The 16,494-nt window shown below is 72.0% G+C and carries 10 protein-coding genes and 1 pseudogene; 4 read left to right on the forward strand and 7 right to left on the reverse strand.

Annotated features, from left to right (window positions below):
* Nucleotides 1-16 precede the first annotated feature (16 nt).
* From ABT247_RS10785 to ABT247_RS10805, 5 genes are all read right to left on the reverse strand, one after another.
* Nucleotides 17-4,963, reverse strand: a complete 4,947-nt coding sequence (locus ABT247_RS10785; protein ID WP_350741110.1) for an NAD-glutamate dehydrogenase — start codon at nt 4,961-4,963, stop codon at nt 17-19.
* Between the two features lie 285 nt (nt 4,964-5,248).
* Nucleotides 5,249-6,874 carry an L-glutamate gamma-semialdehyde dehydrogenase gene (gene pruA / locus ABT247_RS10790; protein ID WP_350741128.1) on the reverse strand — a complete coding sequence of 542 codons (1,626 nt, stop codon included), beginning with the start codon at nt 6,872-6,874 and terminating at the stop codon, nt 5,249-5,251.
* A gap of 212 nt (nt 6,875-7,086) precedes the next feature.
* Complete coding sequence (locus ABT247_RS10795) at nt 7,087-7,743, reverse strand: HAD family hydrolase (RefSeq protein ID WP_350741112.1); 657 nt, start codon at nt 7,741-7,743, stop codon at nt 7,087-7,089.
* A gap of 51 nt (nt 7,744-7,794) precedes the next feature.
* The gene (locus ABT247_RS10800) at nt 7,795-8,304 is read right to left on the reverse strand and encodes a DUF6912 family protein (RefSeq protein ID WP_350741114.1); all 510 of its coding nucleotides are present in this window, start codon (nt 8,302-8,304) and stop codon (nt 7,795-7,797) included.
* Nucleotides 8,305-8,444: 140 nt separating this feature from the next.
* On the reverse strand, nt 8,445-9,569 hold the full coding sequence (locus ABT247_RS10805; RefSeq protein WP_350741116.1) for a patatin-like phospholipase family protein: 1,125 nt from the start codon (nt 9,567-9,569) through the stop codon (nt 8,445-8,447).
* A gap of 322 nt (nt 9,570-9,891) precedes the next feature.
* On the opposite strand from ABT247_RS10805, the gene ABT247_RS10810 reads away from it, so the two are divergent.
* Nucleotides 9,892-10,377: an Rv3235 family protein gene (locus tag ABT247_RS10810; RefSeq protein ID WP_350741118.1), complete on the forward strand. Its 486-nt coding sequence runs from the start codon at nt 9,892-9,894 to the stop codon at nt 10,375-10,377.
* Between the two features lie 161 nt (nt 10,378-10,538).
* Here the strand turns inward: ABT247_RS10810 and secA are convergent, their stop codons facing one another.
* Entirely contained in the window at nt 10,539-13,301 is a 2,763-nt protein-coding gene (secA, locus tag ABT247_RS10815) for a preprotein translocase subunit SecA (RefSeq protein ID WP_350741120.1), read from the reverse strand.
* Between the two features lie 242 nt (nt 13,302-13,543).
* On the opposite strand from secA, the gene ABT247_RS10820 reads away from it, so the two are divergent.
* The gene (locus tag ABT247_RS10820; protein WP_350741122.1) at nt 13,544-14,101 is read left to right on the forward strand and encodes a GNAT family N-acetyltransferase; all 558 of its coding nucleotides are present in this window, start codon (nt 13,544-13,546) and stop codon (nt 14,099-14,101) included.
* Nucleotides 14,102-14,224: 123 nt separating this feature from the next.
* On the forward strand, nt 14,225-15,433 hold the full coding sequence (locus tag ABT247_RS10825; RefSeq protein ID WP_350741124.1) for a winged helix-turn-helix domain-containing protein: 1,209 nt from the start codon (nt 14,225-14,227) through the stop codon (nt 15,431-15,433).
* Between the two features lie 36 nt (nt 15,434-15,469).
* On the opposite strand, the gene ABT247_RS10830 is transcribed toward ABT247_RS10825, so the two are convergent.
* Nucleotides 15,470-16,228, reverse strand: coding sequence for a response regulator (locus tag ABT247_RS10830; protein ID WP_350741126.1), 759 nt, complete (start codon nt 16,226-16,228; stop codon nt 15,470-15,472).
* 186 nt (nt 16,229-16,414) lie between these two features.
* Here ABT247_RS10830 and ABT247_RS10835 point away from each other — a divergent pair.
* Nucleotides 16,415-16,494, forward strand: a pseudogene (locus tag ABT247_RS10835) (gamma-glutamylcyclotransferase); the annotation flags it as partial.

The following is a 16,494-nucleotide window of genomic DNA, read 5'->3' on the forward strand; positions in this document are numbered from 1 at the left end:
TCCTGACAGCCGTCCGTCAGCGCATCGAGCCGGTGCGGAGCAGGGTGCGGATGACGCGCATCGCGACGGAGAGGCTGGACAGCTCGTAGTTGTCCGAACCCCTTATGTCGTCGAGGGTCGCCTTGGCGCGGTTCAGCAGGGTGGAGTTGAGCTCCGCCCAGGCGTTGTAGCGCTCCTCGGGGGTGGCGCCCTCGGGACCGCAGGCGAGGATGTCGGCGGTCAGCGCCGCGTGCGCCGCGAAGAGGTCCTCGCGGATCGCGGCCCGGGCCATCGACGACCAGCGGTCGGTGCGGGGCAGGTCGATGATGCGGTCGAGCAGGTGCGAGATCTGGAGGCGGTCGCCCAGGTCGTAGTAGAGCTCGGCGACCTCGGCGACGTCCTTGCCCGAGCGGTCCGCGACCTCGGTGATGTCCAGGGTCGGGAAGACCGAGGACAGACCGGCGATCCGGGTGGCCAGGTCCTCCGGCACGCCGGCGGAGACGAGCTCGTTGTGGACGGACTCGAACCAGGCCAGGTCCTCGCCGCGCAGCGGCTTGGGCAGCGAGCCCCAGACCTGGTTGACCCGGTCGTGGAAGAACTCGATGGTGCCGGCGATGTCGAGCGGCTGGCGGCGGTTGTTGAGCATCCACCGGGTGGCGCGCTCGACCAGGCGGCGCGAGTGCAGCCGCATCTTGGTCTGGGTCCGGGCCGGGACCTTGTTGTCCAGGCCCTCGATCTCGTCCCAGATCTGCTCCAGGCCGAAGACGGCCCGCGCGGCGGCGTGCGTCCGGGCGATCTCCTCGTACGTCGCGCCGGTCTCCTCCTTCAGGCGGAAGGCGAAGGTGCAGCCACCGCGGTTGATCGTGTCGTTGACGATCAGCGTGGTGATGATCTCGCGGCGCAGCGCGTGGTTGTCGATCGCGTCCGGGAACTTCGCCCGCAGCGCACTCGGGAAGTACTCGTGCAGCGCGGTGCGGAAGTACGGGTCGTCCGGCAGGTCGGTGGCGAGCAGCTCGTCGGCCAGGATGATCTTGGTGTAGGCGAGCAGGACGGACATCTCGGGCTGGGAGAGCCCGCGGCCGTTCTGCTGGCGCTCGCGGATCTGCCGCTCGGTGGGCAGGAACTCCAGGGCCCGGTCGAGCCGGCCGGCCGCCTCGAAGCGGTTGATCATCCGCGCGTGGACGTTGACCATGCTGTGCGCCTGGGCGACGGCGTTGGCCAGCACCACGTTCTGTGCGTAGTTGTTGCGCAGCACCAGGCGGCCGACCTCGTCGGTCATCTCAGCGAGCAGGGTGTTGCGCTGCTTGACCGTCATGTCGCCCTCGGCGACGACCTGGTTGAGCAGGATCTTGATGTTGACCTCGTGGTCCGAGGTGTCCACGCCGGCCGAGTTGTCGATGGCGTCGGTGTTGATCCAGCCGCCGGTGCCCTCGGGGCCGCCGGAGGCGGCGTACTCGATGCGGCCGAGCTGGGTGCAGCCGAGGTTGCCGCCCTCGCCGATGACCCGGGCGCGGACCTGCTCGCCGTTGACGCGGATGGCGTCGTTGGCCTTGTCGCCGACCTCGGCGTTGGTCTCGCCGGAGGCCTTGACGTAGGTGCCGATGCCGCCGTTCCAGAACAGGTCGACCGGCGCCTGGAGGATCGCCTTCATCAGCTCGGCCGGGGTCAGCCGGCTCTCCTGGACGCCCAGGGCGGCCCGCACCTGTGCGCTGAGCTGGATCGACTTTGCGCTGCGGGGGAAGACCCCGCCGCCGGCCGAGATCAGCGACTTGTCGTAGTCGTCCCAGGAGCTGCGGGGCAGCTCGAAGAGGCGGCGGCGCTCGGCGTAGGAGACCGCCGCGTCCGGGTTCGGGTCGAGGAAGATGTGGCGGTGGTCGAACGCGGCGACCAGCCGGATGTGCTCGCTGAGCAGCATGCCGTTGCCGAAGACGTCTCCGGACATGTCGCCGATGCCGATGACGGTGAAGTCCTCGGTCTGGGTGTCGACGCCGAGCTCGCGGAAGTTGCGCTTGACCGACTCCCAGGCGCCGCGGGCGGTGATGCCCATGCCCTTGTGGTCGTAGCCGGCCGAGCCGCCGGAGGCGAAGGCGTCGCCCAGCCAGAAGCCGTACGACTCGGCGACCCCGTTGGCGATGTCGGAGAAGGTCGCGGTGCCCTTGTCGGCGGCGACGACCAGGTAGGTGTCGTCCTCGTCGTGGCGGACCACGTCGGCGGGGTGGACGACCGCGCCGGCCACCAGGTTGTCGGTGATGTCCAGCAGCGCCGAGATGAAGGTCTTGTAGGACGCGATGCCCTCCGCCAGCCAGGCGTCGCGGTCCACCGACGGATCCGGCAGCTGCTTGGCGACGAAGCCGCCCTTGGCACCGACCGGGACGATCACGGTGTTCTTGACCATCTGGGCCTTGACCAGGCCGAGGATCTCGGTGCGGAAGTCCTCGCGCCGGTCGGACCAGCGCAGACCGCCGCGGGCGACCTTGCCGAAGCGCAGGTGCACGCCCTCGACCTGCGGCGAGTACACCCAGATCTCGAACGCCGGGCGCGGGGCCGGCAGGTCCGGGATGGCCTTCGGGTCGAACTTCATCGACACGTAGGAGTGCCACTCGCCGGAGGCGTCGTGCTGGAAGAAGTTGGTCCGCAGGGTCGCCTTGATGAGGTGGAGGAAGGAGCGCAGGATGCGGTCCTCGTCCAGCGAGACGACCTCGTCGAGCGCGCCGGCCAGCTCCTCCAGGATGCCCTCGGTCAGCTCGGCGGCACCCAGCTGGTGGCTCGGGCTCAGCCGGGCCTCGAACAGGTTGACCAGCAGGCGGGTGGTGTGGGTGTTGTTGCGGAGCGCGTCCTCCATGTAGTCCTGGGAGAACGTGGAGCCCGCCTGGCGCAGGTACTTGGCGTACGCGCGGAGCACCATCGCCTGGCGCCAGGTCAGCCCGGCGGTCAGCACCAGCTCGTTGAAGCCGTCGTTCTCGGCCTTGCCCGTCCAGGTGGCCGCGAAGGTGTCCTGGAAGCGCTCGCGGGCCTCGTCGGTGAGCTCGGTGGCCTGGTGCAGCTTGAGGCCGAAGTCGTACACCCACGCGGTGGTGCCGTCGGAGCGGCGCAGCGCGTACGGGTGCTCGTCCAGCACCTCGACGCCCAGGCGCTGGAGCACCGGCAGGACCTCGGTGAGCGAGATCGGGCCGCCGACCCGGTAGATCTTGAAGCGGCGCTCGTCGTCGCCGGCCCCGACGGGCTGGTACAGGTTCAGGCGGAAGTCGCCGTCGCCGTGCAGCGCCTCGATCTGCTTGATGTCGGTCACGGCGGTGCGCGGCGGGAAGTCGGCGCGGTAGCCGTCGGGGAAGGCGTTGGCGTACTTGTGGCCGAGCTCGGCGGCCTTCTCCTCGCCCAGTTCGAGGTGCAGCTGCTCGTGGAAGCCGTCCATCCAGAACCGCGCGGCCTCGGCGAGGCGGTTCTCGATCCGCTCGATGTCCGTGTCGGTGAGCCGGGGCAGTTCGGTGCCCGGGGCGACCCGGACCACGAAGTGCAGGCGGGTCAGCACCGACTCGGTGGCGTACACCGTGTAGTCGATGGTGGCGCCGTTCAGCTCTTCCTTGAGGATGTCGGTGAGCAGCAGCCGGATGCGCGTGGTGTAGCGGTCGCGCGGCAGGTAGATGAAGGCGGAGAAGTAGCGCCCGTACTCGTCCTGGCGCAGGAAGAGGCGCAGCTTACGGCGCTCCTGCAGGTAGAGCACGCTGGTGGCGATGGAGAGCAGTTCGGCGGCCGAGGTCTGGAAGATCTCGTCGCGCGGGAACGTCTCCATGATCTGCAGCAGGTCGCGGCCGTCGTGGCTCTCGCTGGAGAAGCCGGAGCTGTCCAGGACCTCCTGGACCTTGCGGCGCACGACCGGGATGCGGGTGACCGACTCGGTGTAGGCGGCGGAGGAGAACAGACCGAGGAAGCGGCGCTCGCCGATCGGCTCGCCGGCGGCGTTGAACTTCTTGACGCCGACGTAGTCCAGGTAGGCCGGGCGGTGCACGGTGGCGCGGCTGTTGGCCTTGGTCAGGACGAGGAGCTTCTTCTCGTGGGCCTTGGCCCGCACCGGCGCGGAGAGGCGGCCGAAGGCGTCGGAGACCGCGTGGTGGCTGTCGTCGTGGCCGTGCGGGTCGGCGCGCAGGATGCCGAGGCCGGTCCCGGCGACGGCCTTGAGGACCTCCTCGCCCTCGTGCTCGACCAGGTCGTACTCGCGGTAGCCGAGGAAGGTGAAGTGGTCGTCGGCGAGCCAGCGCATCAGCTCCCAGGCCTCGCCGACCTCCTGCTCGGGCAGGCCCGTCGGGTGCTCCTCGGCCAGCTCGTCGGCCAGGCGCAGCGCGCTCTCGCGCATCTTGGTCCAGTCCTCGACGACCTCGCGGACGTCGCCGAGCACGCGGCGCAGGTTGGTCTCGATCGAGCGCAGGTCCTCGCGGTCGGTCTCGCGGTCGATCTCGATGTGCATCCACGACTCGACGGTGGCGTCGGCGGGCCACTCGGCACCGGCGGCCTGGCTGCGGGAGCAGGCGTCGACGTCCAGGATCTCCAGCAGCTTGCCGGTGATGTCACGGCGGACGACCAGCTGGGGGTGGATGACGATGTGGATCGCGCGGTCCTGGCGGGACAGCTCGTTGGTGACGGAGTCCACCAGGAACGGCATGTCGTCGGTGACGACCTCGACGACCGTGTGGCCGCAGGACCAGCCGTTCTCCTCGACCGAGGGGGTGTGGACCCGCACCTCGGCGGTGCCCTGGGGGCGCTTGAGGCCCAGGCGGTAGTGGGAGGCGGCCGCCCCGTAGACGTCGACCGGGTCGAGGTCGACCAGGTCCTCGGGCGCGGTGTGGAGGTAGTAGTGGTGCAGGTACGCGGTCAGAGCACCGTTGCTCAGACCCTCCCCCGGCGCCGCTCCCCCTACCTGGCTGTTCTCAGCGGCTGCGGCTGCCTTCTTGAGCAGTTCGGCCTTGGCTGCGTCCAGCTTGGTCTGCATGACTTCTTGGCTCCTGTCGCGCGCCGTTGCGTGACTCGGTGGTGTGTGGATGTACACCGACGGGTCACCGCAATCCTGCCGCACCATCCGACTGAAAGGGGCTCATGGCACGCATGAAGCGCCCTCCCAGCGGGTAGGACGCCTCATTCGTCCTGCAAGCCACCCGACGACGCCAGCCAGCCTAACCGGATCATTCGAAGGTGCACAGGGACAGGGAGGCGCAAACCCGCAGGATGTCGGGTCCGTCCTGGACACCATGTCCAAACCGGAGGGTGATGTTCACTCTCAGCCCATGTGCGGGTATCCGTGGTGGGTCGGCGGCACGAAGGTCTCCTTGATGGCGCGGGCCGAGGTCCAGCGCAGCAGGTTCTGAGCGGCACCGGCCTTGTCGTTGGTCCCCGAGGCCCGGGAGCCGCCGAAGGGCTGCTGGCCGACGACCGCCCCGGTCGGTTTGTCGTTGATGTAGAAGTTCCCGGCGGTGAAGCGCAGCTCCTCCACCGCCTGGGCGATGGCGTAACGATCCTGCGCGATCACCGAGCCGGTCAGGCCGTACGGAGCCCCGGCGTCGATCCGGCCCAGCACGTCCTCCCAGCGGGAGTCCTCGTAGACGTGGATCGCGAGGATGGGGCCGAAGTACTCGGTGCGGAAGATCTCGCCCCGGTGGTCGGAGGAGACCAGGACGGTCGGGCGCACGAACCAGCCGATCGCGTCGTCGTACTGGCCGCCGGCCGCCAGCTCGACGGTCGGGTCGGCCTTGGCCCGCTCGATGGCCGTGCGGTTCTTCTCGAAGGCCCGGGCGTCGATCAGCGCGCCCATGAAGTTGGACAGGTCGGTGACGTCGCCCACGGTGAGGGCGTCCACCTCGGCCAGGAAGTCGTCCTTGATCCGCAGCCAGAGGCTGCGCGGCAGGTAGGCGCGGGAGAGCGCCGAGCACTTCTGGCCCTGGTACTCGAAGGCGCCGCGGATCATGGCGGTCCTCAGGATCCCCGGGTCGGCCGAGGGGTGGGCCAGCAGGAAGTCCTTGCCACCGGTCTCGCCGACGATCCGCGGGTAGGTGCGGTAGCCGCCGATGTTCACGCCGACGGTCTGCCAGAGCGACTGGAAGGTGGCCGTGGAGCCGGTGAAGTGCAGCCCGGCCAGCGCCGGGTCGGCCAGCGCCACCGGGGAGACCTGCAGCCCGTCGCCGGTGACCAGGTTGATCACCCCGGGCGGCAGGCCGGCCGCCTCCAGCAGCCGCATCAGGTGGTACGCGGCGAGCGTCTGGGTCGGCGCGGGCTTCCACACCACCGTGTTGCCCATCAGGGCGGGGGCGGTCGGCAGGTTGCCGGCGATCGCGGTGAAGTTGAACGGGGTGACCGCGTAGACGAAGCCCTCCAGCGGGCGGTGGTCGACCCGGTTCCACACCCCCGGGGAGGAGACCGGCTGGTCGGCCAGGATCCGCCGGGCGAAGTGGACGTTGAACCGCCAGAAGTCGATCAGCTCGCAGGCGGAGTCGATCTCGGCCTGCTGCACCGTCTTGGACTGGCCGAGCATGGTGGCCGCGTTGAGCGTCTCCCGCCACGGCCCGGCCAGCAGGTCGGCGGCGCGCAGGAAGACCGCCGCCCGGTCGTCGAAGGACAGCGAGCGCCACTGCCGACCGGCCGCCAGCGCCGCGTCCACCGCCGCCCTGGCGTCCTCCCTGGTGGCGTTGCCGAGCACGCCCAGCTTGGCCGCGTGGTGGTGCGGCTGGACGACGTCGATCCGCTCGCCGCCGCCGAAGCGCTGCTCCCCGCCGATGGTCATCGGCAGCGGGACCTGCTCGGCGGCCAGCTCGTCCAGCCTCCGGACCAGCCGCTCGCGCTCCGGGCTGCCGGGCGCGTACGACCGCACCGGCTCGTTGACCGGGGTCGGCACCTCGGTGACTGCGTCGATGGGCATGGCGGCTCCGTCCTGCTGGCTCTGCTGGTGTCAGTCCAGCCTGACCACGGCGGGGCGGATCCGCCCGCCCGGACACGCCAACGGCGGACGTGGCGCCCGCCACGTCGGCGGCCGGCTCGGCGGCGGGGCGCGGCGGGACGGCCGGCTCGGCGGCGGGGGCGCGCCGGGACGGCCGGCGCCGCGAGGGCGCTCAGCGGCTCAGTGGCTCAGCCCACCATCCGGCCCGCCAGCTCGACCGCCTCGGCCAGGCTGTCCACCACCGGGACGCCGACCGGCTCCAGCTTCGCCCGCGCGTGCGAGCCGCCGGTGTAGAGCACCGCGTGGGCGCCCGCGGCCAGCGCCGCCAGGGCGTCGTCCGCCGCGTCGCCGATCAGCACCGTACGGGCCGGATCCACCTGCTCGCCGAGCGCCGCCAGGTGGCGGACCAGGTGCTCCGCCTTCTGCCCGCCGGCCGGCCCGCTCCGGCCGTCCACCCGCAGGAAGTAGCCGGTCAGGCCGAAGGTGTCGACCAGCGGGACCAGCTTGTCGTGCACGTACATCGACAGCAGGGACTGGCTGTGCCCGGCCGCCCTCCAGCCGTCCATCAGCTCGCGCGCGCCCTCCGTCAGCCCGCAGGCCGTACTCAGTTCGCGGTAGCGGGCGTGGAAGGCGTCGTCCAGCTTCAGCCACTCCTCCGCGGAGGGCTCCCGGCCGAGCAGCCGCTGGTAGAACCGGGGGATCGGGATCTCGTACTGCTCGCGGTACTCCTGCAGGCTCATCGGCCCGACGCCGATGGTCGCGAACGCGGCGTTGCTCGCCGCGAGCACCGCTTCCATGTCGTGGAAGAGGGTGCCGTTCCAGTCCCAAACGATGTGTGTGCGCACGGGGTCAAACGGTAACCCGGACGGACGACGCACCGGTAGGACCGGGGTCACTCAGGCCAGCAGCGAGGGGATCTCCTGGGTCGCGTACCAGAGCAGGTCGTGGTCCTCGGCGCCGTCCACGGTGAACTGGGCGTCCTGGTCGCCCGCGTCGGCCGCGGCCACCGCCGCGACCGCGGCCTCGACGTCGGTGACCACCTCGTCGTCGGCGACGTCCGCGTGCACCGCGGCGGCCTTGGCGAGCCGCACCGGGCCGGAGAGCACCACCCGGCCCAGCGAGGCCTGGTCCTGGTACTCGTCGCCGGGGAAGGGCTTCACGGCCGAGTCGGCAACGTCCAGCGCCACCACGACCCGGCGGCGCGGGGCCTGCGGGTCGGCGGCCAGCAGCCGCAGCGACGACTGGGCGGCCCGGTTCAGCGCCGCGTACTCCAGCTCCTCCAGGTCGTCGCTGACGTACCACTCGCGCAGCGCGGGGGTCACCGCGTAGGCCACGGACTGGTCCAGGACACCGCCCTCGTGCGCCGCCGCCAGGCCGGTCAGGGTGGTGGGCACGTACACGCGCATCGGTGGCACTCTCCGGTTCGTCCAGCGGGCTTCGTCCAGCGGCACAGCTTCTCCAGCGCCCCAAGAATAAGCGCCGCCGGGCCCGCCGCGATCAATCCGCAGCCCGGCCCCCTCCCGGCCCCGGCCACGGCTCCGTGCGATCAGCGCGCGGCCCCCAGCACCTCCCGGGCGGTCCGCAGGCCGCTCTCCAGCACCTCCCCCCGGCGGGTCGGATCCATCATGTTCGGGCCCATCACCGCCAGGTCGGCCAGGGTGGGCGCGAGCAGCCGCACCCGCACGCCCTCGGCCCGCAGGAGCGCGGCCTCGCGCAACAGCTGCCGGGTGACGGACCGGCGGTAGCGGCCGAGCAGCTGGGCCAGCACACCGCGCGGGCGCTCCCGGGCCCGCCACTCGCGCAGCGCCGCCGAGGTGCCCCGGCGGGCGGAGCGCTCGGCGCGCGGAGCCGGCCGCAGGGCCATCGGGGCGAGCACGTACACCTCGTCCAGACCTCGGCCGAGCATCAGGTCGGCGTTGGTGGCGGACCAGCAGCCGCCGTCCACGTACGCCGAACCGTTCAACCGGACGGGCACGAACCAGCCCGGGATCGCACAGGAAGCCATCACCGCGTCGGCCACCGCGACGGCCGGGGCGTCCGGATCACCGAAGACCACCCGGCGGCCGCTGCCGTAGTCCACGGCGGCCACCCGCAGCGGCGCGGCGGCCGCGCTCGCCTCCGCCGACCCCGCGGTCGGCCAGCCGCCCGGGCCGAGCAGGCCGCGCACCAGATCACCGACCGACGCCAGCGAGCCCCGGCCGTGCGGCGCCATCGCGGAGACCATGGTCAGCAGCGGGTACTCGCGCGGGTGCCGCACGGCGTCCCGCAGCAGACCCGGCGAGCCGATCCCGGCCCGCGGGCGGGGCGGCAGCGCACCGCCGACCGCCGTGTCGTAGTCGAAGGCGACCCCGGCCAGCGGGCCCTCGGCAATCGGCAGGCCGCGCTGGTGGTCGCGCAGCTGTTCGGGGCGCACCCCGCCGGCCAGCATCGCGGCCAGGATCGCCCCCGCCGAGGTGCCGAGCAGCACGTCCGCCGCGCCCGGCCGCGCTCCGATGGCCTCCTCCACGGCGCACAGCGCACCGACCGTCCAGGCGGCGCCGAGCATCCCGCCGCCGCCCAGCACCAGGCCGCGCCTGGGCGCGCCCTCGGCCGGGGCGGCCGAGGCAGCCGCGGCCGAGGCCGCCGCGGTCGAACCCGCCGCGGCCCGTGTCGTGCTTCCGGCTGTCGTCATCCCGGCCGCCCGTCGTCGTCGGAAACGGGTCCGGCTCCGATGGTGCGCGCGGACGGCCGTACGGCGCAACGGGAGCGCCCGGGCGGGGCCACCACCCGGTCCGCCGACCGGGGCGTCCCCTTTCGGACCGCACGGTGCACCCGCGAGCGTCAACCGGTGCGCCGCCGGAGGGGTCGCCGAGCCCGCTGCCGCATTGGTCAATTCCCCCGGATAGGTGAACTCCGCGCCCGGTTCCGAGCGCCCGCAAACGCGTTGCCGCTCCGCGCCCGGCGGCGCCAGCCTGGACCCGTCCGTACCCGTACCACCTCACCGGGAGCTCCGCATGACCGCCCACCTCAGCGCCCGCTCGACCGCCCGCCCCACCGGCCACCACGCTGCTCGGCCGCACCGCCCGGTCCGCGCCTCCGGCGGCTGCGACCCGGCCGGGCGACGGCCCCGCCGACCGCGAGCCACCTGCCCCGGCGCCGCCGTCACGCCCGAGCACGACCCCCGGGCGCTCGCCGCCCGCTTCGCCCACCAGCTGGTGGAGGTACTCACCGGGGCCCGCCCGTCCGGCCAGCTGATGCGGCACACCAGTCTGGACGGCTACGGGCAGCTCGCCTCGCTGGTCCGGGCCGGGGCGCTGCGCCGCGGCGGCCCCGCCGACCGTCCCCGGCTGGGCCCGGTGCACGACCGGTCGCCCTCGCCCGACGCGGTCGAGGCCTGCGTCCGGGTCGACCTCGGACGGCGGCACCACATGGTCGCCTTCCGGCTGGAGCAGCGCGGCCCGGCCGGGCAGTGGCAGTGCACCGCCGTGGAGGCCCGATGACGGCGGCGGTGGCGACGGCGGTGGCGGAGGTGAGCGGTGCAGCGGTGACGGCCGTGGCAGCGGTGACGGCCGTACCGGCGAGCGCACGGCGCCCGGGAACGGCGCAGGGCGCCGCCCCCGTGCGGGTGCGGCGCCCTGGACGGCGTCCTGGCGGAGCGGGCTCAGACCTTGCGGCGGCGGCCCTTGGCGGACTTGGCGGCCTTGCGGCGCTCGGCGCGGGTCAGCCCGTCGCCCTCGTCCTCCGGCGCCAGGTCCTCGAAGTCGCCCTCGATCACACCGCCGCCGATCTCGTCCGAGGGGGCCGTGTAGTGCAGCCGCTGCGGCTTCGGGGCCTCCAGGCCCTTGGCCTTGATCTCCGGGCGGGCGGCGTCCTTCTCCAGCTTGTCGAGCACCACCTGGGCGTCCTCGACCGGCACCTCCTCGACCTGCTGCTCGACCTGGACCTCCAGGTTGAACAGGTAGCCGACGGACTCCTCCTTGATGCCCTCCATCATCGCGGTGAACATGTCGAAGCCCTCGCGCTGGTACTCGACCAGCGGGTCGCGCTGCGCCATGGCCCGCAGGCCGATGCCCTCCTGGAGGTAGTCCATCTCGTACAGGTGCTCGCGCCAGCGGCGGTCCAGCACCGACAGGACGACCCGGCGCTCCAGCTCGCGCATGATCTCGGAGCCGAGCTGGTCCTCGCGGGCGCCGTACTGCGCCTGGATGTCCTCCTGGATGACCTTGGTCAGGAACTCGGGGGTCAGCCCGGCGCTGCCGCCGGCCTCCTCCTCCAGCTCCTCCAGGTCCAGGGTGATCGGGTACAGCTGCTTGAGCGCGGACCAGAGCTTCTCCAGGTCCCAGTCGTCCTCGAAGCCCTCGCCGGTGGCCGCCTTGACGTAGGCCTCGACGGTGTCGTCCATGAAGTGGCCGACCTGCTCCTGCAGGTCCTCGCCCTCCAGCACGCGGCGGCGCTCGCCGTAGATGACCTCGCGCTGGCGGTTGAGCACCTCGTCGTACTTGAGGACGTTCTTGCGGATCTCGAAGTTCTGCTGCTCGACCTGGGTCTGCGCGGAGGCGATCGCGCGGGTGACCATCTTGGACTCGATCGGCACGTCCTCGGGCACGTTGGCCATCGAGAGCACGCGCTCGACCATGCCAGCCTTGAACAGGCGCATCAGGTCGTCGCCCAGCGACAGGTAGAAGCGGGACTCGCCCGGGTCGCCCTGGCGGCCGGAGCGGCCGCGCAGCTGGTTGTCGATCCGGCGGGACTCGTGCCGCTCGGTACCGAGGACGTAGAGGCCACCGGCCTCCTTGACCTCCTCCTGCTCGGCCTTGACCGCGGCCTTGGCCTTCTCCAGCGCGGCCGGGAACGCGGCCTCGTACTCCTCCGGGGTGTCCGTCGGGGTGATGCCGCGCTGCGCCAGCTCGGCGGCGGCCAGGTGGTCGGCGTTGCCGCCCAGCATGATGTCGGTACCACGACCGGCCATGTTGGTGGCGACGGTGACGGCGCCCTTGCGGCCGGCCTGCGCGACGATCTGCGCCTCGCGCTCGTGGTGCTTGGCGTTCAGCACCTCGTGCGGGATGCCGCGCTTGCGCAGCTCCTGCGACAGGTACTCGGACTTCTCGACCGACACGGTGCCGACCAGCACCGGCTGGCCCTTCTCGTGCTTCTTGGCGATGTCCTCGACCACGGCGGCGAACTTGGCCGGCTCCGACTTGTAGATCATGTCGGGCTGGTCGATGCGCAGCGGCGGCTTGTTGGTCGGGATCGGCACGACGCCGAGCTTGTAGATCTGGTGGAACTCGGCGGCCTCGGTGGTGCCGGTACCGGTCATGCCGGCGAGCTTGTCGTACAGGCGGAAGAAGTTCTGCAGGGTGATGGTGGCCAGGGTCTGGTTCTCGTTCTGGACCTCCACCCCCTCCTTGGCCTCGATCGCCTGGTGCATGCCCTCGTTGTAGCGGCGGCCGGCCAGGATGCGGCCGGTGTGCTCGTCGACGATCATGACTTCGCCGTTCATGACGACGTAGTCCTTGTCCTTCTTGTACAGCTCCTTGGCCTTGATGGCGTTGTTCAGGAAGCCGACCAGCGGGGTGTTCACCGACTCGTAGAGGTTGTCGATGCCGAGGTAGTCCTCGACCCGGGTGACGCCCTCCTCCAGGATGCCGACGGTGCGCTTCTTCTCGTCGACCTCGTAGTCGCGGTCGATCTTCAGGCGCAGCACCAGCTTGGCGAAGTCGGCGTACCACTTGGTCGCCTGGTCGGCCGGGCCGGAGATGATCAGCGGGGTGCGGGCCTCGTCGATGAGGATCGAGTCGACCTCGTCGACGATCGCGAAGTTGTGGCCGCGCTGGACGAGTTCGTCCTTCGACCAGGCCATGTTGTCGCGCAGGTAGTCGAAGCCGAACTCGTTGTTCGTGCCGTACGTGATGTCCATCGAGTACTGCTGCTTGCGCTCGGCGGGCGTCATGTTGGCCAGGATCACGCCGACTTCGAGGCCGAGGAAGCGGTGCACCCGGCCCATCCACTCCGAGTCGCGCTCGGCGAGGTAGTCGTTGACGGTGATCAGGTGGACGCCCTTGCCGGTCAGCGCGTTCAGGTACGCGGGCAGGGTGCCGACGAGGGTCTTGCCCTCACCGGTGCGCATCTCGGCGACGTAGCCGAAGTGCAGGGCCGCGCCGCCCATGAGCTGGACGTCGTAGTGCCGCTGGCCGAGCACGCGCTTGGCGGCCTCGCGGACGGTGGCGAACGCCTCGGGGAGGATGTCGTCCAGGGTCTCGCCGTCGGCGAGCCGCTGCTTGTACTCGTCGGTCAGCGCGCGCAGCTCGGCGTCGGTGAGGTTGACGAAGTCCTCTTCGATGGAGTTGACCTGGGCAGCAATCCGCTGCAGCTTGCGAAGGATCTTGCCTTCGCCGGCGCGCAGGATCTTGTCGAAGACGGACACTTGAGCGGGCTCCTTGCCTGTATTGGCACTGGACGACTGCACGGCGGGTCCACCCCACCGCACGGGCCATCGTATGCGAGGAGTCCAATGCGCCGGGAGGTGCGTCAGCACCGTATTCCCGTGTCACCCGCCCGAGCACATGGCCCGATAGCACCGTCCACCGGGACAAAACGGTCGAGGCGGCCGGGAGTTGGCCGCACATTCGGATGCCCCCATTCCTCATTCGGCGAAATAATCCGCCCATGGAAGAACGCCGCCGAGAACTGCCCGAGCTCATCACCGACCGCCTGGTGCTGCGGGCCCCGCGGGAGTCGGACGTCGACGCGATCTTCGCGGCCTGCCAGGACGAGGAGATCCAGCGCTGGACGGTCGTGCCGGTCCCCTACCGGCGGGAGGACGCGGAGTACTTCGTCCGCACCCTCGCCCCGGAGGGGCTGGCCGACGGCAGCGAGTTCGTCTGGTGCGTGGTCGAGCGCGGCACCGGGCGGCTGGTCGGCACCCAGGCGGTGGTCCGCTTCGCCGCCGATCCGAACACCGCCTCGGTCGGCTGGTGGACGGCCTCGGAGCAGCGCGGCCGCGGTTACACCGTCGAGGCGGCCCGCGCGGTCGCCCGGTGGGCGCTCACCGACCTCGGCCTGCGCCGGCTCCAGTGGCTCGCCTACGTCGGCAACGACGGCTCGCGCGCGGTGGCCGAGCGGGTCGGCTACCGGTACGAGGGCACCCTGCGCTCCTACGCGGACCAGCGCGGCGGCTTCCGCGACTCCTGGGTCGCCTCGCTGCTCCCGTCCGACCTGGACTGAACCGGCCGGGTCCTGCCCCGGAGGCGGGCCCCGGCCGGGGTGGGCGCCCGCGGCTTCCGGGCACGGGCACCGGGCCCCGGCGGCCCGGGCCCGATGTCAGTGCCCCGGACTACGCTCGCCGACATGACCGCCGCAGCCCCCTCCCCCGCTCCCGTCGCCGTCCTGAGCGCCGACGACGCCCGCCGGATCGCCCTGCGCGCCCAGGGCCTGCTGGGCGCACCGGACCGCCGGGCCGGGGTGCGCGGGGTGCTGAGGCACCTGGGCGCCGTCCAGCTGGACACCATCTCGGTCCTCGCCCGCTCGCACGAGCTGGTGCCGTACGCCCGGCTCGGCCCGGTCGGCCGCCCGGCCGTCGAGGCGGCGTACTGGGGCGCGGGCACGAGCTTCGAGTACTGGTCGCACGCGGCCTGCATCCTGCCGATCGAGGAGTGGCCGCTGTTCGCCTTCCGGCGCCGCCGCTACCGCGACCGCGGCCACCTCTGGGGCCACCAGGTGACGCCCGAGACGTACCGCGCCGTGCTCGACAAGCTGCGCGCCGAGGGGCCGTTGACCTCCACCGAGCTCGGCGGGGCGAAGCGGACCGCCGAGTGGTGGGACTGGTCCGACACCAAGATCGCGGTCGAACGGGCGCTCGCCTTCGGCGACGTGGTCTGCACCGAGCGCCGGAGCTGGAAGCGGGTCTACGCACTGGCCGAACAGGCCGTCCCCGACGCCCTGTTCGGCCAGGACCGGTCCGACCGCGAGTGCGTGCGCACGCTGACCGCCCAGGCCGGCGCCGCGCTCGGCGTGGCCACCCGGGCCGACCTGCTGGACTACCACCGGCTGCGCGGCGAGGACTTGGACCCGGTGCTCGCGGACAGCGGGCTGGTCCCGGTCGAGGTGGCCGGCTGGGGCCCGGACGGCGGCCCGGCCGCCGCCTGGGCGGACCCGGCCGCACTGGCCTCGGCCCCGCGCGGGCGCCACCGCACCACGCTGCTCTCGCCGTTCGACTCGCTGATCTGGGACCGTGCCCGCACCGAGCGGATCTTCGGCATGACGCACCGGCTGGAGGCCTACACGCCCCGGCACAAGCGGGTGCACGGCTACTTCGCGATGCCGCTGCTGGCCGGGGGCCGACTGGTCGGCCGGGTCGACCCGGCGCGGGAGGGGCGCACCCTGGTCGCGCGCCAGGTCTCGCTGTCCGGCGAGCGGGGGTCCGGCGCCCGGCACCTCGGGGCGCTGGCCACCGCGCTGCGCGAGGCCGCCGGCTGGGTCGGCTGCGACGCGGTGCGGGTCGAGGCGCTGCACGACGAGCGGCTGCGGCCGGCACTGGAGAAGCTGCTCGCCGCGTAGCGGCGGTCGCCGCCGCCCCGCGGGCCGCCGGCCGGCTCACCCTATCTCGAGGATCTTCTCCCGCATCGCGTACACCACGGCCTCCATCCTGGAGTGCAGTTGGAGCTTCTCCAGGATGTTGCGCACGTGGTTCTTCACGGTGTTCTCGCTGATGAACAGCTCCTTGGCGATCTCCCGGTTGTTCATCCCGGTCGCCACCAGTTTGAGCACCTCCAACTCCCGGTCGGTGAGCCGGGGTGCGGGCACCAGGTCCCGGTCGTCGGAGCGGCGCTGGATCATCGACTTGAACTCGGTGAGCAGCTTGGAGGCCATCGACGGGCTGATCTGCGACTGCCCGTCGGCGACGGCGCGGATCGCGGTGGCGACCTCGTCGGTGGAGATCTCCTTGAGCAGGTAGCCGGTGGCGCCCGCCTTGATCGCCTCGTAGAGGTCGGCCTCCTCGTCGCTTATCGTCAGCATGATGATCTTGGTGCTGGGCGCCACGTCCTTGATCGCCGTGCAGGCCTCGATCCCGCTGCGGCGCGGCATCCGGACGTCCATGAGGATGATGTCGGGCAGCAGGTCGGCGGCCTTCAGCACCGCCTCGGCGCCATCCCCGGCCTCGCCGACGACCTTGATGTCCGGCTCCTCCGCGAGCACGATCTCCAGCCCCCGGCGGAACAGCGCGTGGTCGTCCACCACCAGCACGCGGATCGGCTCACCCCGGTGCGGCGCGTACGCGGGCTCGTCCTCCGGGCCCTGCGGCAGTCCGGCGCCCGGCCCCCCTGCGGGCCCCAGCCCGAAGTGATCCCCCATCCGCTCCTCCCCCTTCGCGGGTCGTCGTGCGCCAATCATTCCACGCTCCACCGCCGCGGCGGTCACCCTCCGCCGCCGATTCGCCCGCAACGGGTGACCCCTCGGCGCGGGGGTGTCCGAGCACTGTTCGAACCCGTCCCGGCCGGGCGTCCGCCCACCGGCCCCGTCTCGGCAGCCGTTCGCCGCAACGACTACGAGGGCGGCCTGCCGGCGGCCCGCTACCTCGGTCTGATCGCCGACGCCGCGGAGAGCGCCGGGGCTCCGGA

The sequence above is a fragment of the Kitasatospora sp. NPDC001539 genome (assembly GCF_040298565.1).
Classification (GTDB): Bacteria; Actinomycetota; Actinomycetes; order Streptomycetales; family Streptomycetaceae; genus Kitasatospora.